Here is a 25,307-nt window from a genome sequence, read left to right as displayed (position 1 = left end):
TGCTTGGTAATTATTTTCACTTAATTATTGTGGCTTGAGGGCTTTGTTGAAGTTACGTCCTTTTATCTCGAGCATCTCTAGTGTAGCTGCGTCGTATTCCACTTTTATCACACTGTCATTGAACAAGATTTTCAGCTCGTAAACCCATTCGTCATCGTCTTCCTCAAGCTCTACCTTAATAATACGCCCATACAGATCATTCTCCACTGCTTCATACATATCAGAAAAAGGGCGAATGTAGCCTTTCTGAACCGCGCGATAGACTTCATCCTGATCTTCATCGAACTCGATTCGTGTTCCTGGCTTTTCGACGTCACGAACAATGGCATGGCCGTCTTTGTCATCATGATGATCATGGTGAGACGCAAAGCTTGGTGCAGACAATAAAAGCGGTACTAACCCTAGCAGCACGGAAAGTTTGCGCGGAGTGAAGGAGATAGACATAGCAAAGCCTTTTTTGGAGAGTTAGCAAAATTATATCGGCTCGTACATGAATGGAAAGTGAATATAGATCTAAGTTTGAACCCATTTTTTGTATTGAAAGCGAGTCTAATTCCTTGTTACTTCAATAGAGAGATTATGTATTAGGCATACTTGTTATTTGATCGATCGATACTGCCTATAGTTATTGGTGTTATGCCGTGTATATTTTTTGCCCTGCAATAACATAATTACTAGAAATGCTAGATTGCAGAACCTATTGATGCGTTGGTTGGGAGGTGCTTTATTAATCAAAAAAGGTGGTTAAATCAAACAGAATGTTACTTTTAAAGTTATCTAAACGCTCGTTATCGATATCTCTTGTTGTTTACTCTGTTGTCGCATCTTTGATGTCTATAGTAGCTATGCATCGTAGTGAAAAGGATTTCGATGCGATCGCAAACTACTTTGAGCTTTATAAGAGTTCGGCAATCCTTGCCGGTTTGCTTATAGAGTCTAAGCTTGATGAACCTAGGACTGAAATTCCAAAAGACGAGTTGGAAGCTTCTCAAAGAATTCAATCGTTGGACGCTAAGACTTTGACTACTGATGAGCTCGTTGCATATAAGGTTTTAGGCGATCTTTTGCAGTATAACCATAAGCTTACAGAACGTCCGAATATCAGTGTTTATTACCGTTCCTATACAGGAAAAAAGCTGGTTTTTGCAAAGCCTAATGAAGACTATAAAATCTCAGAGCAAATGTTTGATCCATTAATATGCAGTCCTGCACGTACTTGCTCCCTGAATATGCATGACACGGAGTTAGCAGATAGAGTCGTTATCTCAGACAGCTACCTCGGAAATTTAGGCACTGATACGTTTACAGTAACAAGCCCTGTCTACAAAGAGGGCACGATTGTGGGCGATGTGGTTGTAGATATTCGCGTAAACTATCAGAACCTAAATGGTCGAACTGTTGAAACCAACTTAGTCAATGGTTTTTACTACGTCACCGTGGGCTTTGAAAATTATCCTTTTTCAAACCTTGCTGGGGCTTTGATCCTGCCAATCGATAATGACAGCGCGATCATTTATCAATTACCCATTATTAAAGTGTTGATTGATAATTTGTGGGTTCTGTTTGTTACTTGGGCAATAGTGGGTACCTTTCATAGGCTTTATGCTTCTAACGTTCAACATCGAAGTCACCTAGCGCATGCCATTAAAAACGCAAGTATTGATGAGTTGACCTCTCTGTATAATCGAAAGGTTTTTGAGGACAGTGACTTTGAAAATGCGATTAAAGAAGGCCATTACGCGGTCATTTTAATTGATGGTAAGAAGTTTAAGCAGATCAACGATACGCATGGTCATAAGGCAGGAGATCTTGCACTCATTCATATTGCGCGCACAATGAAGTCAACGTTTAGGCAAAGTGATTGGTTGATACGACTCGGTGGAGATGAGTTTGTCGTCGTGATGCCACTTTGCCCTTTGGAGTCAGCAGAAAGACTGGCGACGAACCTGAGAGAAAATATTGTCGCTCGACCTCTGGTGCGTTATGGCATCAGTGTCCAGGTCACAACAGGTGTTGCTAAAGCAACGAGCGAAGAAACGTTAATGGATGTGATTGAGCGCGCTGACCAAGATATGTATCAATATAAGGACGCATAATCTGCTCTAAAAAAACAGCGCCGTGAATAGGCGCTGTTTTCGTTTTGACTCAAGCCGTTATTGTTTTAATTCATCTTCGAAGATCTTGTCGCGCAGCTTCCAGAAACGGCCTGACTTACGGGCAATAACAAATTGCGGCAGACGGAAACGATGCTGGTTGGCTACTACTTTAGTTGGCGACGCTTCTTCAAACGGACGATGTTTATCTGCAAGGTGGGGACGAACAAACTGGTCTTTGAAGGTTTGTTTCTGTTTTTTGGTATTCAGTGACCAGAACTCATGCACCAATGCGTTCCCTTCGCCTTGGTATGTTTCACCAGAATACGTCACTTTCAACTGTGGCTTGCCATCGCTAGATTTAAACACCGTCAAATCCATTTCAGTGCATTCAAAGATCAGCGCATCTTTTAGATTTAATGCCTCTTTGAGCTTTTTGTCTGGGTCAACAAGAGTGGCATCACACTCATGGCAAATACGCGCTGCAATATCGTTATCAGCACCGCACTCACCGCAGTATTTGGCTCTAAAACGGTAACCGCAATGCTCGCGCTCTCCTGTTTCATCGTCTTCAAAATACCCTTGGCAGCGGCGACCAAAGTGTTCCAGCAAAAAGCCGTTGCTGTCTAACTTACCCCAGAAGTTGTTATTAAAGCCGCAAGCAGGGCAAGGGATGGTGATGATCTCGCTGGTGGAGTCAGGCTTCGGATCGCCCACTTCAGGCTGATATAAATCGTAGCTGTTACCAGCGTAATCCAGTACGAGACATTCTGATTTGCCTTCCGAGAGACGCAACCCACGTCCAACAATCTGTTGATATAAACTGACGGATTCGGTAGGGCGAAGAATCGCGATTAAATCTACATGTGGTGCATCAAAGCCCGTGGTCAGAACGGACACGTTGACCAAGTACTTTATCTCACGATTCTTGAACGATTGAATGATGGCATCACGTTCGGGTGTTGGCGTATCACCAATGACGATGGCGGTTTCGCCTTCTGGCAACAGGCCGTGGATTTCTTGCGCGTGGCGAACCGTGGCTGCAAATACCATTACGCCTTTGCGTTCTTTGGCGTATTGAATGATTTGCTCAACGATTTGTGGCGTCGCACGTTTGGCTTTGTCGATCACCATGTCCATTTCCGCTTCTTTGTACCGACCTGTATTGGCAGGCTTTAGTTGCGAGAAGTCATAAGATAAGACTGGTGCGTCCATCATGCGAGCAGGCGTTAAGAAGTTTTCATCCAATAAGTAACGAATAGGGAGCTCGAAGATACAGTCGCGGAAAAAGCGTGACTCTTCTGTTCGAACCTGTCCACGGGTATGGTACTGATAAATCCATCCCATACCCAAGCGATAAGGTGTGGCGGTTAAGCCCAATACTTTGATGCCGGGATTGAGCTCTCTTAGATGAGTGATCACTTTTTGATAGCTACTGGTTTTCTCGTCTGGCACGCGATGGCACTCGTCAATCACCAACAAGGAAAATTGATTCTTGAAAGAATCCAGATTGCGCACCACGGATTGAACTGAGGCAAACACCACTTGCTGATCGGTTTCTTTACGCCCAAGACCTGCTGAGAAGATTGAGCCTTTGAGTCCATAGCCTTCGTACTTGGCGTGGTTCTGTTCCACCAGCTCTTTTACGTGAGCAAGTACTAGTACTCGACCTTTGGCAAGCCTTGCTAACTCTGCAATGACCAAGCTTTTACCCGCACCAGTAGGTAGCACAATGACCGCTGGTGTGGTGTGTTTACGAAAATAGTGAATCACCGCTTTTACAGAGTCGGCTTGGTAGGGGCGAAGGGTGTACATGAAAATCTGTGAAATTGCTCAACTATTCGAATTAGGATCGCTATAATACCCGACCTTAAACATTAGAGGTATTCATGCGTTTAGATAAATATTTGTGTGATGGACTGGGTGCGACTCGCAAGCAGGCAACGAAGATCATCAAAAGTGGTGAAATAACGGTTGATGGTGAAGTACAAAAGAGTGGTGCATTCAAAGTACCAGAAGGTGGTGTGGTTGAATGGGAAGGGCGCGAAGTTGGTGCTCCTGGCCCTCGTTACATCATGTTGTACAAGCCTGCGGACTTTGTGTGTTCGCATGAAGATGGGCACAACCCAACGGCGTTCGTTCTACTGGATGAGCCAAAGGTAGAAAACTTGCACTTTGCTGGTCGTTTGGATGTGGACACTACCGGTCTTGTGCTGATCACAGACGATGGTCAATGGTCGCACCGTATTACGTCACCAAAACACAAATGTGAGAAGACGTACCGCGTATGGCTAGTGGATGCGATTCAACCTGATTACGTTGAGAAGTTTGCCGAAGGTATTGAGCTACGTAATGAGCGTGAGCCAACACTGCCAGCACATCTTGAGATCGTAAACGAAGCCGAAAACGAAGTGCTGCTAACGATTGTGGAAGGCAAATACCACCAAGTGAAACGTATGTTTGCTGCGCTCGGTAACAAGGTTGAACATCTTCACCGTGAACGTATTGGTTCTATTGTGCTGGATGAAGCACTTGAGCCAGGTGATTACCGCTTCTTAACAGAAGAAGAAGTTGAATCAGTTGTAAAATAACTCAATCTGGTTGGAAATAATCACTGTTCTGGGAAATTGTTTGATTCCTGATAGGAACTAGTCTTTTGATGAGAAATCACTCAGAATGGTGGTTCCTACCAAATAAGTCTTAGTGTCTGAGTAAGATGCTTATTCGCCGCTCGTAAACGCAGGCAGAACTGTATTTAGTCTGAGAAATCCTTTTCTCTTGTTGGTCCTTACTGACGATAAGTACAGACGGTGTTCACGTCACCGCCTCTTCGTTTTAGCTCGGTTACTTTGTCGTTCTGCATACTGATCATGCAGGTTTTAGCGTCGAGTTAGTCAAGACCATCTTGGTATACTTTCGTCTTTTATGATCTTCTCAATAGTAAGGAGACTATGCGCTGTAATTCGTGACTGTTGCGGATTCAGGGTGAGAGAAGCGTCAATCATCTATCTCAATCAATGTGGAATGTTGATGGGAGGACACAACAAGAGGTAAGGCAATGACAGAAAAAGCCCAAAGTGCTCCCCAGTCACAAATCAGTTTTTTATTGTTTCTTGTACTCGGTGCAATTGGTGCGTTGACGCCACTTGCTATCGATATGTACCTACCAGCTATGCCAACCATCGCGAAAGATCTTGGTGTAACCCCAGGTGCGGTACAGATTACGTTAACGGCTTATACGGCAGGTTTTGCAATAGGTCAGTTGATTCATGGTCCGTTAGCGGATAGCTATGGTCGCCGACCTGTACTCATTTTAGGTGTGCTCTTTTTTGGTTTGGCAGCGGTAGTCAGTGCGACCACTAACGGTATCGATGCGCTAACTTATGTGCGTACGGCGCAAGGTTTTGCTGGTGCGGCAGCGGCTGTGATTATCCAAGCGGTTGTACGAGACATGTTTGACCGTGAAGATTTCGCGCGAGCTATGTCGTTCGTGACCTTGGTGATTACGATTGCGCCTTTGGTAGCGCCGATGATTGGTGGCCATCTAGCGATTTGGTTCGGCTGGCGTTCGATCTTCTGGGTACTCGCTATCTTCGCTGTTGTAGTGATTCTGCTTGTTCTGTGGATGATCCCAGAAACGCTTAAGCCAGAAAACCGTCAGCCACTAAGATTCAGAACCACGATTCGTAACTATGCGCGCCTGTGTTCTAACCCTGAGGCATTGGGTTTAATGCTTTCAGGTGCGTTCTCGTTCTCTGGTATGTTTGCATTCCTGACTGCGGGTTCGTTTATTTATATTGATTTATATGGTGTTCGACCTGACCAATTTGGTTACCTATTTGGTTTGAACATCGTAGCGATGATCATCATGACCAGTCTAAATGGTCGCATGGTGAAAAAGGTCGGTTCGCACTTCATGCTACGTTTCGGACTAACCGTGCAGTTGATTGCGGGTATTGGCCTGTTTGTCGGCTGGATGCTTGACCTTGGCTTGTGGGGCATGGTGCCTTTTGTTGTGCTGTTTATCGGTACTTTGTCTACGATTGGTAGTAACTCAATGGCTCTGTTGTTGAGTGGGTACCCAACTATGGCGGGTACAGCATCTTCACTTGCTGGTACACTGCGCTTTGGCACTGGCTCACTGGTTGGTGCGCTCGTTGCTGCGATGCCAGGCGCTGTTGCGTGGCCGATGATCATCGTAATGTTTGCTTGTTCAGTGCTGTCTGCACTGTTTTATTGGACTTTAGGAAGAAAGGCGTAATGTCTAATTACACCCAAGAAATTCAAAACTTAGTTAACGCAGCTCTGGCGGATCTAGACCAAGAGCATCGCTCAGGCAAATTGGCCAATGCGCCAGTTGCTAACAACCACTACTTGGTACGTTGGGTCACAAAGGCGCTGAAATCACAACGCTTTGGTCGCACAGTAGGTGATGACCTAACACGTTGGCAGAAAGCAGGTCGCTCAAAAGGTAACGATGCAGGTTTGCTATTCATCTTCAAACGTATCTCTGGCTTTTACGCGCAGTTTTTCCCTGAAGGTGAAGAGCCTAAAGTTATCAAAGACTCTGACATTGAAGCGTTCTTGGATCTTATGGAACAGGCTGGTTGGGAAGTGTCTACATCGGAGCAACTCGTTGGTTGCGGTAAAGTACAAATCTTTACTGAAGGGCAGAACTCATTAGCATTGTGTGCTGACCAATGTGAAAGCTGTTTTGATGGTGAGCGACTGGTAAAACCGATGAGTTGGTTTGTTCGTGGTAACCATGCGGAGTTTGTTGAGAAAGCATCGCAAGCAGGCTACATGGTTCACAAAGTAACCGACTACAAATCGATGGTGAAATACCACGGCGAATACCTTATCTTCCCTGCGAATGAAGGTAATCAATTAGCAGAGATTCCACTGTCATTTAAAGCTGACTAATAGAATCACTTCTTCTCACTAAGCAAAAAGCGTACACATGATATTTGTGTACGCTTTTTTGTTTTTAGCCGTCTCAGTTTAGGGAGCAGGTTAAGTCTCACAGCTAAACAAATTGATGCCTGTGATCGTAAAAATTCAGGATGTGCTTTAACGCCCAGTCACGGTAACGGTCCGCTTCAATCAAAACATCATGTTTAGCGTGAGGTATGGTTAATAGTCTTGAGCTGGTGCACGCTTCATTGAATGTATCTTGGGCTGCTAAGGAGACAACGTTGTCTCCCTCTGGTTGCACGATCAGTATTGGCGTCTTGATATGCTTAGCTTGAGATAGACAATATTTTCCTGCTGCAATGGCTTCACTGATCCACTTTGGACTGACACCGCCTAATCGCAGCTCAGGGTTATTGCTGAGTAAATCACTGTAAGCTTTAAAGCGGATTGGGCTTGTCGTGTGATCATTTCCTTCGAAAGTCTTAGTAACAAAGGCGGTTTGTGTCGGAGCGAAGTTCGGCGTTTTCTGAAGTTGGCTGATCACCTTCATTGTCGCACTTTGGATACCGCCAACAACTTTAGGCAGCTTGATGCCAAACATTGGACTTGTGAGGGCACAAGCTTTGATGTTGTGGTCATACTTCGCTAGGTATTGTGTTGCGATAGCTCCGCCCATAGAGTGAGCGAGTATCATTACTTCAGTTTTGTTTTGGCTTTCGACAACCTGTTCAAGAAATAGCGCTAAGTCTTCTACATAGTGCTCAAACTGGTCGACGTGCCCAAGTTCACTGTGCTCGGCTAATCGTTGAGATTCTCCCTGACCACGGTGGTCAAAAGCGTATACATTAAAATACTGACTTAACTCATAAATAAGTTCTTTATACTTCCAAACCGATTCATTACGTCCTTGTACAATGACGAGTGTTCTTGAATGGTTTTGAGGGTTAACGTTCATCCAAGCGATGTCGCTGTTCATCGCGCCCTTCATGTATCCGCGCTTTCTATTAAGCCATACTTGTTCGATTTTCTGATAATGGGCATCATCGTTTACAAACTCAGAAGTGATGGTTTTATAACGTTTGTATGGCTTGTAGGGGATATTCAGCTTTCTGCCAATGCTCGCTACAAACAGACGACCTAATCGCGCCCCGTGCAAGTAATCGGCATCCAGCTGTTTTTTCGTACTTTCTACGACGGACGATTTCAGGTTTCTGGCAGGTGAAATCTCGTAGATATTCACGTCATCCGGTGGGTTGGCTAAAAATCGTTGAGTCTGGCGATAGGTCTCTTCGTGTTTAAGCAAAATGGCGGAAAGTTCACTCATGGCTTTGCTTGGCACATGCTTAAGAATGGCCTCAATGAGAGGGTGGTGCTCGTCAAAATCGGTAGGCATTGTTCGGACCACAACGATATGTTTGTAACCTCGACGGTAAGCCTCTTCCACAGGAATGGGAGCCGACACACCGCCGTCAAGCCAACGTGCACCGTCGAACACCACCGGCTTTTTATGCAAGGCAGGAATCGCGCAGGAAGCTCGAAGTACATCCTTCCAGTTTTCGAGAGTGACATCGAAACACTCGGTGGTTAGGTTACGTGCATGGGTTGCTACAGCGACGACTTGTTTGGTTTTGAGTAAATCCGAGCCTTTTTCCCAATTGAGTGGGATGTCAATTTCCGCATTGTCGACCAGAAAATCTAAATCTAAGCCTTCGCCATTGAGGAGGTATTTCGTCAGCTTAAAGAATTCTGGGCGTCGCGTTGTCTCTGCAATTATTTTGTAAGCGTGACCTTGATGCCCGCATATGTAAGATGCGAGATTGAGGGAGCCTGCAGAAGTGCCGATAAGTAAGTCGAAGGGATTAAAATCAGCATGTAAAAAGGCATCGAGAACGCCCGCAGTGAATATGCCGCGTTGACCACCACCTTCAGTCACCAATGCAATCTTATCTACGTGTTGCTGGTGAAGCATGAAGTTGTCGTGGTGTTTGTTGCTAATGATGTATCGATTACCCATTGTGATTCCAATACTTGCTTGTTGTGGTCACCACTTCGCACAAGACAAAGTGGGTAAGAAGAAGGCATGGATTAAGAGTAATACGGGGGCTGGCCTGAGATAAATTCAAATAAATTGACTCCGCGTTAATCAATCTAAAACCCTCCCTCATCGATCCTTAGCTTATTACTCTTTTATGCTGGCATCCGTGCCAATGGTTCGCTTTATTTAGTTTTGTTTTTTCTCTAGCGCCTCTGCTTCTTTCTCTATGGCTTTAACCATGCCTTTGAAGATAAACAGGTGAGCAGGCATCATCGCAAACCAGTAGAGTAAGCCCGGAAAGCCTTGTGGATGCCACCATGCAGTAATATCGAATTCACGCTCCTCACCGTCGTCTTTAATGGTGATTTCTAAACGACCAAGCCCTGGCCCTTTCATGCCAAAAAATAGCGAGAGGAACTGGTTCTCTTCGCAGCGAATGACTTTCCAAGAATCAATGAAATCACCCACTTTGAGCTCTGGACCGGGAGGGGAAACACGAATGGGTTTTCCGCCACCAAAGAAGATATCGAGCCATTCTCGGGTGCGCCAAAGGATGTTAGCAAAGTAATAGCCTTTTTCAGGGCTACCGATCTTTTGTGCCACCTTCCAAAGTGATTCGGCAGAAGCTTTAGTCTTGATGCTCGCTCCCGCTTGTTTTGGATAGTACCCATAGCCCGGCTGCCAGCGTTTGAGTGCGGCAGGTTCGAAGCCCCAGACGTTACTGCGTACAAAAGTGCCTTCCGTTGCGATCGTGTCCTCAACAGACTGCTCGTAGCTAATCAGCTGCTGTGGGAATCGCTGATGAATGGCTTTGGTATCGGCAATGTAGTCGTGTTCTAAACCTGCAAGTAACGCTTTACCGATATTTGCAGGAACCGATGTCACGATGGCCAACCAATACGATGCCATTTTAGGTGTCAGCAGTGGCGTAGACCAAAGTCGATAAGGTTTCTTGGTAATCTTACAAATGACTTCAAATTGCTCACGATAACTTAATGTATCCGGACCGCCGACCTCGTAGATTTCACTCTCTGTTGGTTTGGTTTCTGCCAGTTCAAGCAAATAATGATTAAGGTTGGGGAGGGCGATTGGGTTAGCTTTGGAATCTACCCATTTAGGCGCAATAAGAACCGGCAAATTGTAGACAAAGTCGCGCATGATCTCGAATGCCGCAGAACCGGGACCGATAATCACGCCTGCACGAAGTTCAGTAACAGGCACGCCAGCTTGACGAATGATCTTTCCCGTCGCTTTGCGTGCCGCTAAGTGTTGAGAGTTGCCAGTTTGAGGCTGAATCGCACTCAAATAAATAACGTGTTCTACACGACTTTTCTCAAGCGCATTTTTGAAGTTCTCTGCGAGGTTTAATTCGTATTCAACGAAGTCGTGGCCTTGCGCCATACCGTGCACAAGAAAGAACACCAAATCAAAGTCATTCACCACTTCGAGCGTTGCTTGCGCATCCGCTAGATCGAGATAAGTAAGGGTGAGGTTAGGGTGTGGCTGAGTTCGGGATTCTAGATAGTCAATATGACGCGCCGCTGCAGTGACAATGTAACCTTTGTCGAGCAGTTGTGGAAGAAGTTGTGAGCCAATGTAACCGGAAGCCCCAAGTACCAACACCTTTTTCATTCTGAGTCCTTTTTATTGCTGGTGGATTAGTCACCACTGGGTATAATCATGAGACACTTTTCCCTTTCTATCAATAAGTTGTCGACGGAGCGAGCATGACTTTTTTTTTCACAATTGATTACTCATGCTGATAAGTCGTTTTTACGTCGACTGTTTGCCATCGCATTACCTATTACTTTGCAGAGCATGATGTTCTCTAGTCGAAGCTTGGTGGACGTTTTGATGCTAGGCCAGTTGGGTGAAGCGGAAATTGCAGCGGTCGGCGTTGCTGCAAGAGCGACCTTTGTAACCACGATTATGCTCCTTGGTGTGACAACGGGTGGTGCGCTGCTAACGGCACAATATTGGGGAGCGGGCGATAAAGTCGGAGTTCGCCAAAGCACGTCATTGACTTGGATGATCTCCATGGTGTTCGCTGCTTTCACTGTCGTGTTGTTCGTACTTTTTCCTGAGCCAATTATGCGCCTAACGACGGATTCAGATGAAGTGATTCGTCTTGGGGCCGACTATTTGGTGATTTCATCGGTTAGTATGTTTGCTGTAGCTTGTGTCGCGAGTATGGCTGTAGGCTTACGTGCCATGCATCAACCTGGGCTAAGTACTTTCTTTAGCGGCATTGGTATTGCGTCTAACATTTTCCTCAACTGGGTGCTGATTTTCGGTAAATTTGGCTTTCCTCCAATGGGGATCAAAGGTGCTGCGATCGCGACAGTGATCAGTGGCGTAATAGAGGTCGCATGCCTATTCAGTTACTTGTGGTTTAAAAAACACATCATTGCGTTTGGATGGGATGATATTCGTGCCAGCTTGGTGTTGGATAAAATCACACGTTTCTTGAAGTTATCTCTTCCTACCACATTTAACTTCCTTGCTTGGGCTGGCGGTTTGTTTGCCTATCACGCCATTATGGGGCAGGCAGGAGTGCAAGGCTTGGCTGCTTTATCAGTGATGACACCGGTTGAGTCGATTGCTCTGGCCATGATGATAGGTTCATCTAATGCAGCGGCTGTTTTAGTAGGCAACCAATTAGGCGCGAAGCAGTTTGGTCCGGTTTACTACCAAGCGTGGGCAACGGTCTTCCTGAATGTAGCCATCGCCATCGTTGTCGCTATTTTGCTTCTACTCTCTAATCAACTTATTCTCGATGCATTCAGCGCACTGACTCCAGAAACTCGGCACCTTGCTGAGCAGTTTATGGTGATTCTCGCTATTGGTGTGATTCTGCGCTCCGTGCCTATGATGGCCATTGTTGGTGTGCTACGCGCAGGTGGGGATGTGAAGTTCTGTTTATATCAAGATCTGATCGCACAATGGGTGATCAGTATCCCTCTTGCTGCCTTCGGTGCAATCTACCTTGGTTTTGAGCCGCAATGGGTTTATCTACTGTTTTTGACCGAAGAAGTGGTGAAGTGGGGAACGTGTTTTCAACGTATGGCGAGTAAGAAATGGATGAAAAATTTGATTGAAGCTTGAGTGGTGTCTCGAGACAAGTTGCATTTGTACCCTGATAGTGTGATCAACTATTCAAAATACTTCCTACCAACAGCATTTTAGTGTAGATTCGGATTCCAATTTTTAGACACCATTTGAGCGGCAAAATCAATGTTAAAACTGTCAGACCTATGTAAAGGCTATGTAGACGGGGGAGAATTTCATCCTGTACTGCAAGGGGCAGAATTAACATTACAACAAGGTGAACAAGTTGCATTAATGGGGGAGAGTGGATCAGGTAAAAGTACCTTACTTAACTTGATCGCAGGTCTAGATACTGCTGATTCAGGCGAGATACAGTACCCAAGCTTTGCCATGCATAGCGCACCTGAACACCTTAGAACACTTTACCGCCGCAACAACATTGGTAATATCTTCCAGCAGTTTAACCTTCTTCCTACCCTGAACATTGCTGACAACATCCGCTTCTGTCGCCAATTGAAAGGCTTACCAGAAGACAAAGGCTTGTGGCGTCAAATCCTTTCCGCTCTCGACCTTATGCCGCTTTTAGGTCGTTACCCTGAAGAAGTGTCCGGTGGTCAGCAACAACGTGCTGCGATTGCTCGTGCGTTGTATATGGAGCCGAAAATTCTGCTTGCCGATGAACCAACAGGTAGCTTGGATGAGCGTAATGCCGAAGCCGTAATGCGCTTACTTACGAGCCTAGCCCGCCAGTTAGAGTGTACTTTGTTGCTGGTTACTCACAGTGAAAAGGTGGCAGAACATATGGAAGGTCGAATCCGTCTTCAAGGAGGGCAGCTGCATGTTATGGCCCGTAGTTAAGGCACTACTCGGTCACTACCGCCGCTATCCACTTCAAATTATTCTTGTTTGGCTTGGTTTAACCCTTGGAGTGTCACTCCTTGTTGGTGTTACTTCTATTAACCAACACGCGAAACAGAGCTACGAAACCGGTGAGAAACTTTTTTCAAACCCTTTGCCTTACCGTATTCGTACTAAGCATTCTGCTAATAAAATCCCCCAAGGCTTTTATATCCAATTGCGTCGTGCTGGTTTCAACCAATGTGCGCCGTTTGATATTCTCCACCTTGATACGGAAGCCGACCTAAGCTTGATGTTGGTCGGTGTCGATCCCGTCGCCTTATTGCCTCTACAGCAGGGTAAATCACTTAAAGACTTACCGATGCTGTCTTTAATGAAGCCTCCTTATCCTATCCTTGCAAGCCAAGACTTGGCTGCGCACATGCAATGGAGCGATGGTGACTTTATTCAACTCAATGATGGCAGTCGACTTGGGCCACTAAAAGTCGACTCAGATAACCTGCTCTCCGGCACTCGCCTTGTAACCGATATTTCTCTGCTTCGTATGCTTAAGCGCAGCTCTGGTTTGTCTGCCATCGCTTGTGGTGAAATGCCAGAAGAGAAAATACTGGCTCTTAAGAACATGCTGCCTAACGGTATGACACTGGTGCGTAACAGCCGTACTGAGCTAGAGTCTTTAACGAAAGCATTTCACATGAACTTGACGGCGATGGGCATGCTGTCGTTCTTAGTGGGTTTGTTCATCTTCTACCAAGCAATGTCACTGTCGTTTATTCAGCGCCAGCGCTTGGTCGGCATACTTCGCCAAACCGGTGTCAATGGTATGCAGCTCGCCCAAGCTTTGATGCTTGAACTTACCATTCTTGTGCTGGTTGCATGGGCTTGTGGTAATTTCTTTGGCCTTATTTTAGCGAATGAGTTGATCCCTGCTGTTTCGTCGAGCTTGAGCGATCTTTACGACGCCAATGTTGGCCTAACGATTGGCTGGTCGTGGGAATCGAGCCTATACAGCTTAGTGATGTCGGCGATGGGGGCTCTCATTTCATGTCTTTGGCCGCTGATTCGTCTGCTGAAATCGCAACCGATTCGCCTTTCTTCTCGTTTATCTCTGATGCGTTTTGCTGGACGTGAGTTCTCTTGGCAAGCTTTTGCGGCTTGTGCTTTCTGTGTCGCCGCCGTAGCCGTGTACCAAGCACCTAAAACACAAGAGTCGGGTTTTGCCATTATTGCCTTGATGCTAATCAGTGTGGCCTTGTTTATGCCATTTTTGATGTGGCATATGTTCCAAAGCTTTTCTTACTCACTACGTTGGGTGCGCGTGCGTTGGTTCTTCGCTGATGCGGCTGCGAGCATGAGTTACCGTGGCGTTGCGACGATGGCGTTTATGCTTGCTTTGGCGGCAAACATCGGTGTGGAAACCATGGTTGGTAGCTTCCGTGATACGACGGATAAATGGTTAAGCCAACGCCTAGCCGCAGACCTCTATATTTACCCAACTAACAACTCAGCAGCACGCATGAGTGCTTGGTTGAAAGAACAACCTGAAGTAGACGCTGTCTGGTGGCGTTGGGAAAAAGACGTCCCAACGGAACGTGGTGCATTGCAAGTAGTGAGTACTGGTTCCTCAGAAGGGGAGTTGGACTCTCTTACTGTGAAGCTTGGTGTGCCGAACTATTGGTATCACTTGCACCATTCGAAGAGCTTAATGGTGAGTGAATCCATGGCTTTGAAGCTCGATATTCGCCCGGGTGACTATATTGATCTTCAGCCTCCATTAGGTGGAGGGTGGCAAGTCGTTGGTGTGTATTACGACTACGGTAACCCGTACAACCAAGTCATGATGTCGCATCGTAATTGGCTGTATGCGTTTGCTGGCTCAGGTAATGTAGGGCTTGGCGTTTTGGTGAAGGACAACGTTAACGGAGAGGGCTTGAAGCGTCGTCTAGAAAACGTGTTCCGTTTACCTCAGGATCGAGTGTTCGACAACAACAATATCTATAACCAAGCCATGCGCGTGTTTGATCATACTTTTGCTATTGCGGGAACGCTAGGCAACATCACTTTGATTATCGCCGTATTTGGATTGTTCTTCGCAACGCTAGCGGGCGAGTTTTCTCGTCAACGGCATTTCTCATTGCTACGTTGTATGGGCGTTTCCGGTAAAGAATTGGTGATGTTAGGAGGCCTTCAGTTGTTTGCCTTCGGTATGATCTCCGCCATTATTGCAGTACCGCTGGGTTTAGCACTGGCACATCTGATCGTTGATATCATTATTAAGCAATCATTCGGTTGGTCGCTGGAGCTGCAAACCATTCCTTGGGAGTATGCTCAAACCATCGCTTGGGCAATGCTGGCCATTATGATCGCTGGTGCGCTGCCAGTGATTAGAATGATTAAGAGCACGCCAATGAAGTCATTGAGGGATGCGTTGTAGTGAAAAACATGAAACCTAAAAAGCGATTATCTCTCTCGGTATTGTTGTGTATCGTTGCAATCACGATGACTGGCGTAGCATTGTATTTGACACTATGGGCGGAAGCGACCGCAACAGAACAGGGTGAGATCAGCGATGTACTCAAACGTGAAAGTAAGACGGTTTTCGAACCAGTCCTACCTGATGAGCATGTATCGCTACCCGATGATTTCCGTTTTCACCCAGATTACCAGCATGAGTGGTGGAACTACTTTGCTAAGGTTCAGGACAAGCACGGCAAAGTGTACAACATTCAATGGAGCTATTTCCGCGTAGCGACAGACGAACGTGATACTCGAGGTTGGCAGAACCCACACTTATTTATTGCCCACATTGTTATCAGCAATGGCTCTCACGTATGGAAAGAGCAGCGCGTCGCCCGTGGTGGTATTGGCCAAGCTGGGATGACCAATCGTCCGTTCCGTTTGTGGATTGATAACTGGAATTGGCGTGCTCTTGGTTCAACACCATTCCCAGGCAATCTGGATGTCGCCACTGACGCTTTTGCCCTCGATTTGAACACAACAACCAGCGGTCCATTTGTGGTGAACGGTGATAAAGGGTTTCAGGTTAAGCATGCCCTTCAATCGATCGCCTCTTTCAGCTTCAGCGCGCCTTTCTTGAATGTGAAAGGGACGCTTACCCTTAATGGTCGCGAGATCCCTGTTTCTGGCTCAGCCTGGACGCAGAAAGAGTGGGGAAGTGGCCTGATTGGCGAAGGCCAGCAAGGCTGGGATTGGTTTGTGTTTAACCTTGATGATGGGCGAGCGCTTACAGTAAGTCGTTATCGTCACAATGGCCAGGTTCCTCATCTCTTCGGTACGTTGTCAACGCGCTCTGGAAAAGTCATCAATCTAACTGATAAAGACATCACGATGACGCCGCTGCACGTCACTAACCTTTCTAATGGAAGAAGGTTACCTCTCCAATGGATTATTAACGTTCCCGAGCAGAACATAAATTTGACGACGAGAATCATAAAATCGGACATGTGGTTGCCGTTTGTGATTCCTTATTGGGAAGGCCCGATACTCGCATCCGGTTCTAATGAAGCTTGGGGATTTATGCAGCTCACCGGTTATTAAACAGAACAGAAAAGGCCACCCAGTTGGGTGGTTTTTTTGGTAATGAAACCCGCAATTTTCGGTGTAAAACCGCACGTTAATCACGAAAATTCATCAGATATTATACTAACTTAATAGTAGTCTATGTGAATAGATTGAGCTTATAAGGAGATAGGCAGGTCTTGTAAAAAAATATGTTCTTGTTGAAAATACGATGTTTCGTATATGAAACATCGGAAAAATCGAAGTTTAAACTCTAAACAAGCGATTATTCTTACATTTTCTTCAGCTATAAACTCTCATCATTCTTTGTTACTCGTTTATTAAGATAATAAATATAAGGGCGAAACCATGAACGATGTCATTCGTGACTTTTTTAAAATGGAATCCGCAGGCGGTATCCTTCTTGTAATTGCAGCTGCAATTGCTATGACCATTGCAAACTCACCGCTTGGCGAAAGTTATCAAGCGATGCTGCATACTTATGTATTTGGTATGTCAGTGTCTCACTGGATTAATGACGGCTTGATGGCCGTGTTCTTCCTATTAATCGGCCTTGAAGTAAAGCGTGAGCTACTTGAAGGTGCACTAAAATCGAAAGAAACCGCGATCTTCCCTGCTATTGCAGCGTAGGTGGTATGCTAGCACCAGCACTGATTTATGTGGCTTTCAACGCTGGTGACCCAGAAGCTATCTCTGGCTGGGCTATTCCAGCTGCAACAGACATTGCCTTTGCTCTTGGTATTATGGCGCTTCTTGGTAAGCGTGTGCCAATCAGCTTGAAAGTATTCCTTCTAGCATTGGCTATTATTGATGACCTTGGTGTCGTGGTTATCATCGCGTTGTTCTACACAGGCGATCTATCAACGATGGCATTACTTGTTGGCTTTGCCATGACCGGTGTGTTGTTCATACTGAACGCCAAAGAGGTCACTAAGCTGACGCCATATATGATCGTAGGTGCAATACTCTGGTTCGCTGTACTTAAATCAGGAGTTCACGCAACACTTGCTGGCGTAGTAATTGGTTTTGCTATTCCACTTAAAGGCAAGAAAGGCGAGCATTCTCCACTGAAACACATGGAGCACGCACTTCATCCATACGTAGCGTTTGGTATTCTTCCTTTGTTTGCTTTTGCAAACGCGGGTATCTCGCTAGAGGGTGTATCGATGTCAGGCCTGACTTCAATGCTACCGCTAGGTATCGCTCTGGGCCTATTGGTGGGCAAGCCGCTGGGTATCTTCACATTCAGCTGGGCTGCTGTGAAACTGGGTATCGCCAAACTGCCTCAGGGCGTTAACTTTATCCATATCTTTGCAGTGTCGGTTCTTTGTGGTATCGGCTTCACGATGTCAATTTTCATCTCATCGCTAGCGTTTGCTAACGTAAGCCCTGAGTTTGATACCTATGCTCGATTGGGCATCTTGATGGGCTCAACGACCGCAGCGATTATTGGCTATGCACTACTGCACTTCTCATTGCCGAAGAAAGCGGTAGAAGAAGTCGCAAGCGAGAAAAAAGCGTAAGCTAAGATAGAATAATTTACCGAAAGCCTCCCGACTGGGAGGCTTTTTTGTATCTTTAGGTTGGCGAAGTTTGCTAAGCACAATACAAAGCTCATCCAAAGGGGAGCTCAAATGACAGGCGAAAAAAAGCCCAGACTAAAAAGTGTCTGGGCGGATACAAACATAGGAGTTAATAAGAAAAAGCAGCAATGTAGCAACTAGATAGAAACAAGTTTGACGGCCTGAAAAACTTTAAATGCCCTAGTTGTTACAGTAATTCAGACCGGGCTAATTCCAAACAGTTCCATTTTTTTTTAGAAGTTTTTTTCACAAAATAATATTCGCTTTAAATTCATTCTCTTAAAGCACCACTTTTCTTTCTGGTCAGACCAATGCGTGAAAATGTGATGTTAATCATTTGTTAATCTCAGGTTTCGGGAGTATATTTTCAAACAGTTGTTTAATACGAGTGATTGAAATGGCCCCGAGAAGTACAACAAAAGAAAAAATACTCGATGTAGCAGAAGGACTATTTGCAGAATACGGCTTCAATGACACATCACTACGAACCATTACTGGTAAGGCAAACGTAAACCTGGCTTCGGTTAACTACCACTTTGGCGACAAGAAAACGCTTGTAAGGGCAGTGCTAGACCGCTACCTAGAAGCGCTAATGCCAAGCATTAAGACGTCGTTAATCGAGCTAAACACACGTGATAGCTACAACATGGATGAAGTGTTTGAATCGTTGCGTTTACCGCTAAGATCGTTGAATGAGGTGAGACCGAACGGTACGGCATTGTTTATGTTACTGATTGGTCGAGGCTACACCGACGTACAAGGTCATTTACGCTGGTTTATCAGTACAAGATATGAAGAAGTGATGAGCTTGTTCATGTTCTCCATCATGAAAGCGAACCCAGAATTAACCGAAGAACAATTGTTCTGGCGATTACATTTCACATTAGGCACTTGCGTTTTCACTATGGCATCAAGCCAAGCGTTAACAGAAATTGCAGAAAGTAAGTTTGAAAAAGAGGTTGATGTTAAGTCTGTCGTCGACCTTTTGATTCCATATTTGTCGGCTGGTATGTCGGCAAAGTAAAGCATATTAAATCAATAATAAAGATAAGTTAAAGCCGCTAGCGGTGACGTGAACAAAAGGATCTGAACTATGAGCTCTCTACGAAGAAAATGGATTAGTGACCCAGCATTTAAAATGTTTAAGAAAGTACTGCCTCCATTGTCGAGTACTGAAAAAGAAGCAATGGAAGCAGGCAGTGTATGGTGGGACGCTGAGCTATTCTCAGGCAAGCCAAACTTTACAACGCTACATCATTATCCGAAGCCTGCTCTGACGTCTGAAGAGCAAGCCTTCATGGACAATGAGCTAGAAACGTTACTAGAAATGTTGGATGACCAAAAGATCGTGAAAGACGATCGAGATCTTCCACCAGAAGTATGGGAGTTTTTACGCAAGGAGCGTTTCTTCTCGCTGATCATTTCAAAAGAATACGGTGGCCGAGAGTTTTCAGCGCTGGCTAACTCAACCATCGTTTCTCGCATTGCAACGCGCAGTATCAGTGCTGCGGTTTCAGTGATGGTTCCAAACTCTCTGGGTCCGGGTGAGCTGCTTTCTCACTATGGTACTCAAGATCAAAAAGATTATTGGCTGCCGCGTCTTGCAGACGGTACGGATATTCCATGTTTTGCCCTTACTGGTCCTGAAGCGGGCTCGGACGCTGGTGGTATCCCAGACCAAGGCGTTGTGTGTTATGGCATGCATGAAGGCGAAGAAGTTCTAGGTATCCGTGTTAGCTGGAACAAGCGTTACATCACTCTAGCACCTGTAGCAACGGTTCTTGGTCTAGCGTTTAAGCTTCAAGATCCTGATGGTCTACTTGGTGACAAGAAAGACGTGGGTATCACTTGTGCGCTAATTCCTGCTGATCACGAAGGTGTCGAAATTGGTGAGCGTCACGACCCACTAGGTTCTGCATTCATGAACGGCCCAACACGCGGTAACGATGTGTTTATTCCAATGGATTGGTTGATCGGTGGCTCCGAATACGCAGGCAAAGGTTGGCGTATGCTGGTTGAGTGTCTATCGGCTGGTCGCGGTATTTCTCTTCCTGCACTAGGTACAGCGATTGGCCACCTAACAACACGCACAACCGGCGCTTATGCTTATGTTCGTAAACAGTTTGGTATGTCGATTGGTAAGTTTGAAGGTGTGGCAGAAGCAATGGGCCGTATTGGCGGTTTGACTTACCTGCTTGAGGCAACACGTACGCTGACGACGACTTCTCTGGATATGAAAGAGAAACCGGGCATCGTGACAGCAATTGCCAAATACCACATGACGGAAATCGCTCGTACTATCCTAAATGACTCTTTCGATATCCATGCTGGTCGTGCTATTCAAGACGGTCCAATGAACTACCTAGCAAAACACTATCTAGGTATTCCGGTCGCGATTACGGTTGAAGGTGCAAACATCCTGACTCGCAACTTAATGATCTTTGGTCAGGGTGCGACACGTTGTCATCCATACGTTCTGAAAGAGATGGAAGCGGCGGCCAATCCTGATCCGAAAGAGGGCGCGAAAGAGTTTGATGATCTGCTGTTCAAACATATCAAACACGCAATGGGTAACACCTTTGGCGCATTGGGTGCAGCGTTGACTGGTTCTCGCTTCGTGAAAGCACACATGAGCGGGCCGACGCAGCAATACTATAAAGATATTACTCGCCTCAGCCGCGCGCTGGCAGTGAGTGCAGACTTTGCAATGTTGACTCTAGGCGGTGACCTGAAGCGCAAAGAAATGATTTCTGCACGCCTTGGTGATGGCTTAAGCTACTTGTACATGGCTTCTGCTGCACTCAAGAAGTATGAAGATGAAGGTCGTCAGCAGGGTGATTTGAACTTTGTACATTATGCAGTACAACACTGCTTATATAATGCTTCGAAGTCATTGAATGAGGCTTACTCGAACTTCCCTGTGAAATACGTAGGTGGCGTTCTAAAAGGCTTGTTGTTCCCATTGGGTAACCACTTCAATGCGCCAAGCGACGAGCTATGTGTGAGCCTAGCAGAAGCGATGATGACACCAGGTGCTCAACGTGACCGACTGACTCATCTGTGCTACATAGGCAAAGAGGAAGACGACAGCGTTGGCCTAATGGAACGTGCATTCTTAGCGATGTACGATGTGAAGCCTCTTGAGCGTAAGCTGATGAAAGCTGCAAAAGATGGCAAAGTAGCGCGTAAAGGTCTATTGCATGACCGCCTACAGCAAGCGTTTGAAGCCGAGGTACTGACAGAGCAAGAAATCGACCAAATCATGGCGGCAGATAAGTTGCGCTACAAAGCGATTCAAGTCGACCACTTTAGTCACGATTTCTCAGAAGTTCGCACCAACGTGACGACGAAGAAATCGCACCTGAACTCAGCAGCATGAAGCGTTTGAGTATAAAATGAGAGAAGCACCTCAATTGAGGTGCTTTTTTGTGTTTGAGCCTTTAGGTTTTTCTGTTGAGTGCTCCAACCACTTGCATTTTCGCAGCATTTTTACAGAAATTAGGTGCGAAGTAGGGCTGAACCTTTTATCCTAGCAACGTTTTTTAAAGGAAGTTGAATATGATCATCAAACCTAGAATTCGTGGATTTATCTGTACTACTACGCACCCAGTGGGTTGTGAAGCTAACGTAAAAGAACAAATTGCTTACACTAAAGCACAAGGCCCAATTAAAAACGCACCAAAACGCGTTCTTGTTGTGGGTGCATCAAGTGGCTACGGCCTATCTTCTCGTATCGCTGCGGCATTTGGTGGCGGCGCTTCAACTATCGGTGTTTTCTTCGAAAAAGAAGGCACAGAGAAGAAGCCAGGTACAGCAGGTTTTTACAACGCGGCTGCTTTCGAGAAGCTAGCTCGTGAAGAAGGTCTGTACGCGAAAAGCCTAAACGGCGACGCTTTCTCAAATGAAGCAAAACAGAAAACAATCGATCTGATTAGAGAAGACCTTGGTCAGGTAGATATGGTGGTTTACTCACTGGCTTCTCCAGTACGTAAAATGCCAGAGACGGGTGAACTAATCCGTTCAGCACTTAAGCCTATCGGTGAGACTTACACGTCAACGGCTGTTGATACCAACAAAGACGTCATCATCGAAGCAAGCGTAGAGCCTGCAACTGAGCAAGAAATCCAAGACACAGTAACCGTAATGGGCGGTGAAGACTGGGAACTATGGATTAACGCACTATCAGACGCTGGCGTGCTAGCAGATGGTTGCAAAACAGTGGCATACAGCTACATCGGTACTGAGCTAACTTGGCCTATCTACTGGGATGGCGCTCTAGGTAAAGCGAAAATGGACCTTGATCGTGCATCAGCAGCACTGAACGAGAAACTATCTGCAACTGGCGGTAGCGCAAACGTAGCGGTACTTAAGTCTGTTGTGACTCAAGCAAGCTCTGCAATTCCTGTTATGCCTCTATACATCGCGATGGTATTCAAGAAAATGCGTGAAGAAGGCGTACATGAAGGTTGTATGGAGCAGATCTTCCGTATGTTCAGCCAGCGTCTTTACAAAGAAGACGGCAGCGCTGCAGAAGTAGATGAAGTGAACCGTCTACGTCTGGATGATTGGGAACTGCGCGAAGATATCCAACAACACTGTCGTGACCTATGGCCACAGATCACGTCTGAAAACCTAAAAGAGCTAACTGACTACGTTGAGTACAAAGAAGAGTTCTTGAAGCTATTCGGCTTCGGTGTTAACGGTGTGGATTACGAAGCAGACGTGAACCCAGCAGTAGAAACAGATTTCACTCAAATCTAATCGTTTCTAACGGAATTAAAAAAGGCGCTCAATGAGCGCCTTTTTTGTGTCTTAATGCCTTGTATTGAATCATGAGCGCTACCTAAAACCAACCAGCAACGCTCATTCAAAGGGTTTAGCTTAGAATTATCAGGATAGTACCTGCCAGCGTCATCAAGATATTGGCAATCGCGTACGTGCCTGCATAACCCAGAGCAGGGATTGTCGACTTCGCGTATTCGTTCACTACGTCCATTGCTGGCGCACATGTACGTGCACCGATTATGGCACCAAAGAGTAGCGCACGGTTCATCTTAAGTACGTAAGCGCCAACTAGGTAAGCAAGCACGACAGGCACAACGCTGACGATAAACGCCAAACCGATGATCTGCGGACCGACTTGTGAAAGGTGCTCAAAAATCTTACCACCAGCGCTCAAACCAATTCCGACCATAAAGAACATCAGTCCTAAGTCTTTGACCATGTTCAGTGCCCCCTGTGGAACATAACCAAAAGTAGGGTGGTTTGCTCGTAGGAAGCCCAGTGTGATGCCAGAAAGTAATAGGCCGACTGCGTTACCTAAGCTGAATGACACTTGACCAAACGTCATGGTCACCAAGCCAAACATGATGCCCAGAATAAAGAAGCTACAAAACGCGAGTAAGTCTGCCATTTGGCTGTGGATCGAGATGAAACCGATTTTCTCAGCAAGGCCATGAACACGACTCTTTTCACCACTCACCTGAAGTACATCACCTTTAGCGAGAACAATGTCTAAATCCATCGGCATTTCAATTTGAGCACGTACTACGCGGTTCAAGAAACAGCCGAATTCCGATAGGTTCAAATCAGATAGACGCTTACCAGCAATCGCATCGCTTTTAACCACGATCTCTTCTTCGACAATTCGAAGGTCAAGTAGGTTACGGTCGAATACTTCTTTGCCGTTACGGAAACTTGGGTCAAGACGTGCGTGGCTGTCTGGGAAACCGACTAGTGCGATTTCGTCACCTTCTTGCAGGATTGCGTCACCATCCGGGTGGGCAAGAATCCCGTTACGACGAATACGTTCAATGTAACAACCTGTCTGGCGGTAAATGCCCAGCTCACGAAGGTTCTTCCCATCTGTCCAGTCAATCAGCTCAGGGCCAACACGGTACGCACGGATAATCGGCAGGTACACCTTACGTTGGCTAGAGTTACCAAGTCCACGCTCTTGTGCGATCTGCTGCGCTGAATCCGATAGGTTTTGCTTTTGCAGTTTTGGCAGCAGTTTGGCGAACATGATCATACTGATCAAACCTACCAGATAAGCCATCGCGTAACCGACGGATAGATTTTCTAATACCAAAGAAAAATCCATGTTACGCGGAATGGTTGCAAGACCAGAGTTTAAAGCATCTTGTGCACCTACCAGAACAGGCGTAGCGGTAAGAGCGCCCGCCATCATGCCGGCAGATAAACCAAAATCAAGGCCCATATAGTGGCTGCAAAAGTAGGTAAGACCTACCGCAGAGACTAATACGGTCATACTTAGAATAAAGTAATGCTTACCGTCTCGGAAAAAAATGCCGAAGAAGTTAGGCCCAGCTTCAATACCTACACAGTAGATAAACAGCATAAAGCCGATGGTTAAGGCCTCTGCATTAAAAGAAAAGCCAAGATGGCCCATTACGAGAGAAGTAATGAGTACGCCAATAGAATTGCCTAACTGCAACTTTCCAAAGCGAATTTTGCCAAAGGCAAGGCCAATTGCTAATACGACGAAGATTAGAAGAATGGGGTTTTGTTCGAGAAGGTGTACGACGTCTATGTTCACTGCGTGGCTCGGGTAAGGTGTGTGCCAAATAAAATAGTTAAGAATTTCGAATTGTAACTAAATATGGAAAAAAGATAAGTGAAATTTTTTAGGTTTTACTATTACTTGACGTAGGGGAATTCTAATTTGGAAAGATAATAAAAAAGCCGCTAATAGCGGCTTTAAAAAATCAGTAATTTGAATTACTCGTCGAACAGACCTAGGTGCTCTTTTGCGTAAGCTTCAAAGTCATCACAACCACCGATGTGCGTTTGGTCGATGAAGATTTGAGGAACAGTTTCTACTGGCTTACCAACTGTTTTCTCTAGGTCAGCTTTAGAAATGCCTTCAGCGTGGATATCTACGTAACGGTAGTTGAAGTCATCACGTTTTGCTTTTAGCGTTTCTGCGTGCTCTTTTGCGCGAACACAGAATGGACAAGCTGGGCGACCAAAGATAACTACGAACATAATCTTATTTCTCCTAAAATCTCTTCTTGTAGAAAGCGACACTAGACTTCATGTCGGTACACGCCTTCATTTGTTGGGATAACTATGCCCGATCCAGTTACGGAAATAAAGTAGCAATTACCTCTTGTCTCGATAGGTGAAATCTATCGTATAAAAACTGAACGCGCACTAAGCTTATAGCCAAGAAAAGTCACTTTTAAGGGTAATTCTTAATCGTTTAAATGGCGT

Annotated in this window: 17 protein-coding genes and 1 pseudogene; 12 read left to right on the top strand and 6 right to left on the bottom strand. The window is 45.7% G+C overall.

The features are described from left to right. Nucleotides 1-24: 24 nt before the first annotated feature. Nucleotides 25-444 (bottom strand): hypothetical protein, encoded by a 420-nt coding sequence (locus tag KHO06_RS11305; protein WP_005431952.1) that lies wholly within the window; start codon nucleotides 442-444, stop codon nucleotides 25-27. 386 nt (nucleotides 445-830) lie between these two features. Between KHO06_RS11305 and KHO06_RS11300 the strand changes: the two genes are divergently transcribed. After that, on the top strand, nucleotides 831-2,096 hold the full coding sequence (locus KHO06_RS11300) for a GGDEF domain-containing protein (protein WP_244858358.1): 1,266 nt from the start codon (nucleotides 831-833) through the stop codon (nucleotides 2,094-2,096). A 57-nt stretch (nucleotides 2,097-2,153) separates the two neighbouring features. Here KHO06_RS11300 and KHO06_RS11295 read toward each other — a convergent pair whose 3' ends face one another. Then, the gene (locus KHO06_RS11295) at nucleotides 2,154-3,908 is read right to left on the bottom strand and encodes a DEAD/DEAH box helicase (RefSeq protein ID WP_038891379.1); all 1,755 of its coding nucleotides are present in this window, start codon (nucleotides 3,906-3,908) and stop codon (nucleotides 2,154-2,156) included. A 74-nt stretch (nucleotides 3,909-3,982) separates the two neighbouring features. Between KHO06_RS11295 and rsuA the strand changes: the two genes are divergently transcribed. The 3 genes from rsuA to KHO06_RS11280 all read left to right on the top strand — a co-directional run bounded on the left by rsuA (nucleotide 3,983) and on the right by KHO06_RS11280 (nucleotide 7,016). Then, the gene (rsuA, locus tag KHO06_RS11290; protein WP_005529225.1) at nucleotides 3,983-4,684 is read left to right on the top strand and encodes a 16S rRNA pseudouridine(516) synthase RsuA; all 702 of its coding nucleotides are present in this window, start codon (nucleotides 3,983-3,985) and stop codon (nucleotides 4,682-4,684) included. A gap of 467 nt (nucleotides 4,685-5,151) precedes the next feature. Next, complete coding sequence (locus tag KHO06_RS11285) at nucleotides 5,152-6,354, top strand: Bcr/CflA family multidrug efflux MFS transporter (RefSeq protein WP_038891377.1); 1,203 nt, start codon at nucleotides 5,152-5,154, stop codon at nucleotides 6,352-6,354. Beyond that, a complete protein-coding gene (locus KHO06_RS11280; protein ID WP_038891375.1) occupies nucleotides 6,354-7,016 on the top strand; it encodes a DUF2913 family protein in 663 nt (220 codons plus the stop codon). The genes KHO06_RS11285 and KHO06_RS11280 overlap by 1 nt, the downstream gene beginning before the upstream one ends. 103 nt (nucleotides 7,017-7,119) lie before the next feature. Here the strand turns inward: KHO06_RS11280 and KHO06_RS11275 are convergent, their stop codons facing one another. Further along, on the bottom strand, nucleotides 7,120-9,021 hold the full coding sequence (locus KHO06_RS11275) for an alpha/beta fold hydrolase (RefSeq protein WP_212581597.1): 1,902 nt from the start codon (nucleotides 9,019-9,021) through the stop codon (nucleotides 7,120-7,122). A 207-nt stretch (nucleotides 9,022-9,228) separates the two neighbouring features. After that, on the bottom strand, nucleotides 9,229-10,674 hold the full coding sequence (locus KHO06_RS11270; RefSeq protein WP_047479044.1) for a DUF2867 domain-containing protein: 1,446 nt from the start codon (nucleotides 10,672-10,674) through the stop codon (nucleotides 9,229-9,231). Between the two features lie 114 nt (nucleotides 10,675-10,788). On the opposite strand from KHO06_RS11270, the gene KHO06_RS11265 reads away from it, so the two are divergent. From KHO06_RS11265 to fabV, 8 genes and pseudogenes are all read left to right on the top strand, one after another. After that, nucleotides 10,789-12,147 (top strand): MATE family efflux transporter, encoded by a 1,359-nt coding sequence (locus KHO06_RS11265; RefSeq protein WP_212581596.1) that lies wholly within the window; start codon nucleotides 10,789-10,791, stop codon nucleotides 12,145-12,147. 129 nt (nucleotides 12,148-12,276) lie between these two features. Then, on the top strand, nucleotides 12,277-12,948 hold the full coding sequence (locus KHO06_RS11260) for an ABC transporter ATP-binding protein (RefSeq protein WP_005428554.1): 672 nt from the start codon (nucleotides 12,277-12,279) through the stop codon (nucleotides 12,946-12,948). Beyond that, on the top strand, nucleotides 12,929-15,382 hold the full coding sequence (locus tag KHO06_RS11255) for an ABC transporter permease (RefSeq protein WP_038891368.1): 2,454 nt from the start codon (nucleotides 12,929-12,931) through the stop codon (nucleotides 15,380-15,382). Before KHO06_RS11260 ends, KHO06_RS11255 begins: the two co-directional genes overlap by 20 nt. Beyond that, nucleotides 15,382-16,506 (top strand): lipocalin-like domain-containing protein, encoded by a 1,125-nt coding sequence (locus KHO06_RS11250; protein ID WP_045368658.1) that lies wholly within the window; start codon nucleotides 15,382-15,384, stop codon nucleotides 16,504-16,506. Before KHO06_RS11255 ends, KHO06_RS11250 begins: the two co-directional genes overlap by 1 nt. 330 nt (nucleotides 16,507-16,836) lie before the next feature. Then, nucleotides 16,837-18,011: pseudogene (nhaA, locus tag KHO06_RS11245) on the top strand (Na+/H+ antiporter NhaA). Between the two features lie 457 nt (nucleotides 18,012-18,468). Continuing rightward, nucleotides 18,469-19,095 (top strand): TetR/AcrR family transcriptional regulator, encoded by a 627-nt coding sequence (locus tag KHO06_RS11240; protein WP_038891364.1) that lies wholly within the window; start codon nucleotides 18,469-18,471, stop codon nucleotides 19,093-19,095. A 69-nt stretch (nucleotides 19,096-19,164) separates the two neighbouring features. Continuing rightward, a complete protein-coding gene (locus KHO06_RS11235) occupies nucleotides 19,165-21,450 on the top strand; it encodes an acyl-CoA dehydrogenase (RefSeq protein ID WP_045452924.1) in 2,286 nt (761 codons plus the stop codon). Between the two features lie 179 nt (nucleotides 21,451-21,629). Beyond that, a complete protein-coding gene (gene fabV / locus KHO06_RS11230) occupies nucleotides 21,630-22,832 on the top strand; it encodes an enoyl-ACP reductase FabV (RefSeq protein ID WP_212581595.1) in 1,203 nt (400 codons plus the stop codon). A gap of 115 nt (nucleotides 22,833-22,947) precedes the next feature. On the opposite strand, the gene KHO06_RS11225 is transcribed toward fabV, so the two are convergent. Together KHO06_RS11225 and KHO06_RS11220 are read right to left on the bottom strand one after the other, a co-directional pair. Beyond that, nucleotides 22,948-24,630, bottom strand: coding sequence for an aspartate:alanine antiporter (locus tag KHO06_RS11225; protein WP_005428548.1), 1,683 nt, complete (start codon nucleotides 24,628-24,630; stop codon nucleotides 22,948-22,950). 182 nt (nucleotides 24,631-24,812) lie between these two features. Further along, on the bottom strand, nucleotides 24,813-25,079 hold the full coding sequence (locus tag KHO06_RS11220; RefSeq protein ID WP_005428550.1) for a GrxA family glutaredoxin: 267 nt from the start codon (nucleotides 25,077-25,079) through the stop codon (nucleotides 24,813-24,815). Nucleotides 25,080-25,307 lie beyond the last annotated feature (228 nt).

Origin of the sequence: Vibrio sp. B1FIG11 (assembly GCF_905175335.1) — a bacterium.
GTDB classification, from domain to species: domain Bacteria; phylum Pseudomonadota; class Gammaproteobacteria; order Enterobacterales; family Vibrionaceae; genus Vibrio; species Vibrio campbellii.
This window is presented reverse-complemented; position numbering and strand designations above follow the sequence as displayed.

Bases quoted from the DNA above. Each gene is read 5' to 3' on its own strand.
- KHO06_RS11305 (WP_005431952.1), bottom strand. From the start codon at position 444: ATGTCTATCTCCTTCACTCCGCGCAAACTTTCCGTGCTGCTAGGGTTA.
- KHO06_RS11300 (WP_244858358.1), top strand. From the start codon at position 831: ATGTCTATAGTAGCTATGCATCGTAGTGAAAAGGATTTCGATGCGATC.
- KHO06_RS11295 (WP_038891379.1), bottom strand. From the start codon at position 3,908: ATGTACACCCTTCGCCCCTACCAAGCCGACTCTGTAAAAGCGGTGATT.
- rsuA (WP_005529225.1), top strand. From the start codon at position 3,983: ATGCGTTTAGATAAATATTTGTGTGATGGACTGGGTGCGACTCGCAAG.
- KHO06_RS11285 (WP_038891377.1), top strand. From the start codon at position 5,152: ATGACAGAAAAAGCCCAAAGTGCTCCCCAGTCACAAATCAGTTTTTTA.
- KHO06_RS11280 (WP_038891375.1), top strand. From the start codon at position 6,354: ATGTCTAATTACACCCAAGAAATTCAAAACTTAGTTAACGCAGCTCTG.
- KHO06_RS11275 (WP_212581597.1), bottom strand. From the start codon at position 9,021: ATGGGTAATCGATACATCATTAGCAACAAACACCACGACAACTTCATG.
- KHO06_RS11270 (WP_047479044.1), bottom strand. From the start codon at position 10,674: ATGAAAAAGGTGTTGGTACTTGGGGCTTCCGGTTACATTGGCTCACAA.
- KHO06_RS11260 (WP_005428554.1), top strand. From the start codon at position 12,277: ATGTTAAAACTGTCAGACCTATGTAAAGGCTATGTAGACGGGGGAGAA.
- KHO06_RS11255 (WP_038891368.1), top strand. From the start codon at position 12,929: ATGTTATGGCCCGTAGTTAAGGCACTACTCGGTCACTACCGCCGCTAT.
- KHO06_RS11240 (WP_038891364.1), top strand. From the start codon at position 18,469: ATGGCCCCGAGAAGTACAACAAAAGAAAAAATACTCGATGTAGCAGAA.
- KHO06_RS11235 (WP_045452924.1), top strand. From the start codon at position 19,165: ATGAGCTCTCTACGAAGAAAATGGATTAGTGACCCAGCATTTAAAATG.
- fabV (WP_212581595.1), top strand. From the start codon at position 21,630: ATGATCATCAAACCTAGAATTCGTGGATTTATCTGTACTACTACGCAC.
- KHO06_RS11220 (WP_005428550.1), bottom strand. From the start codon at position 25,079: ATGTTCGTAGTTATCTTTGGTCGCCCAGCTTGTCCATTCTGTGTTCGC.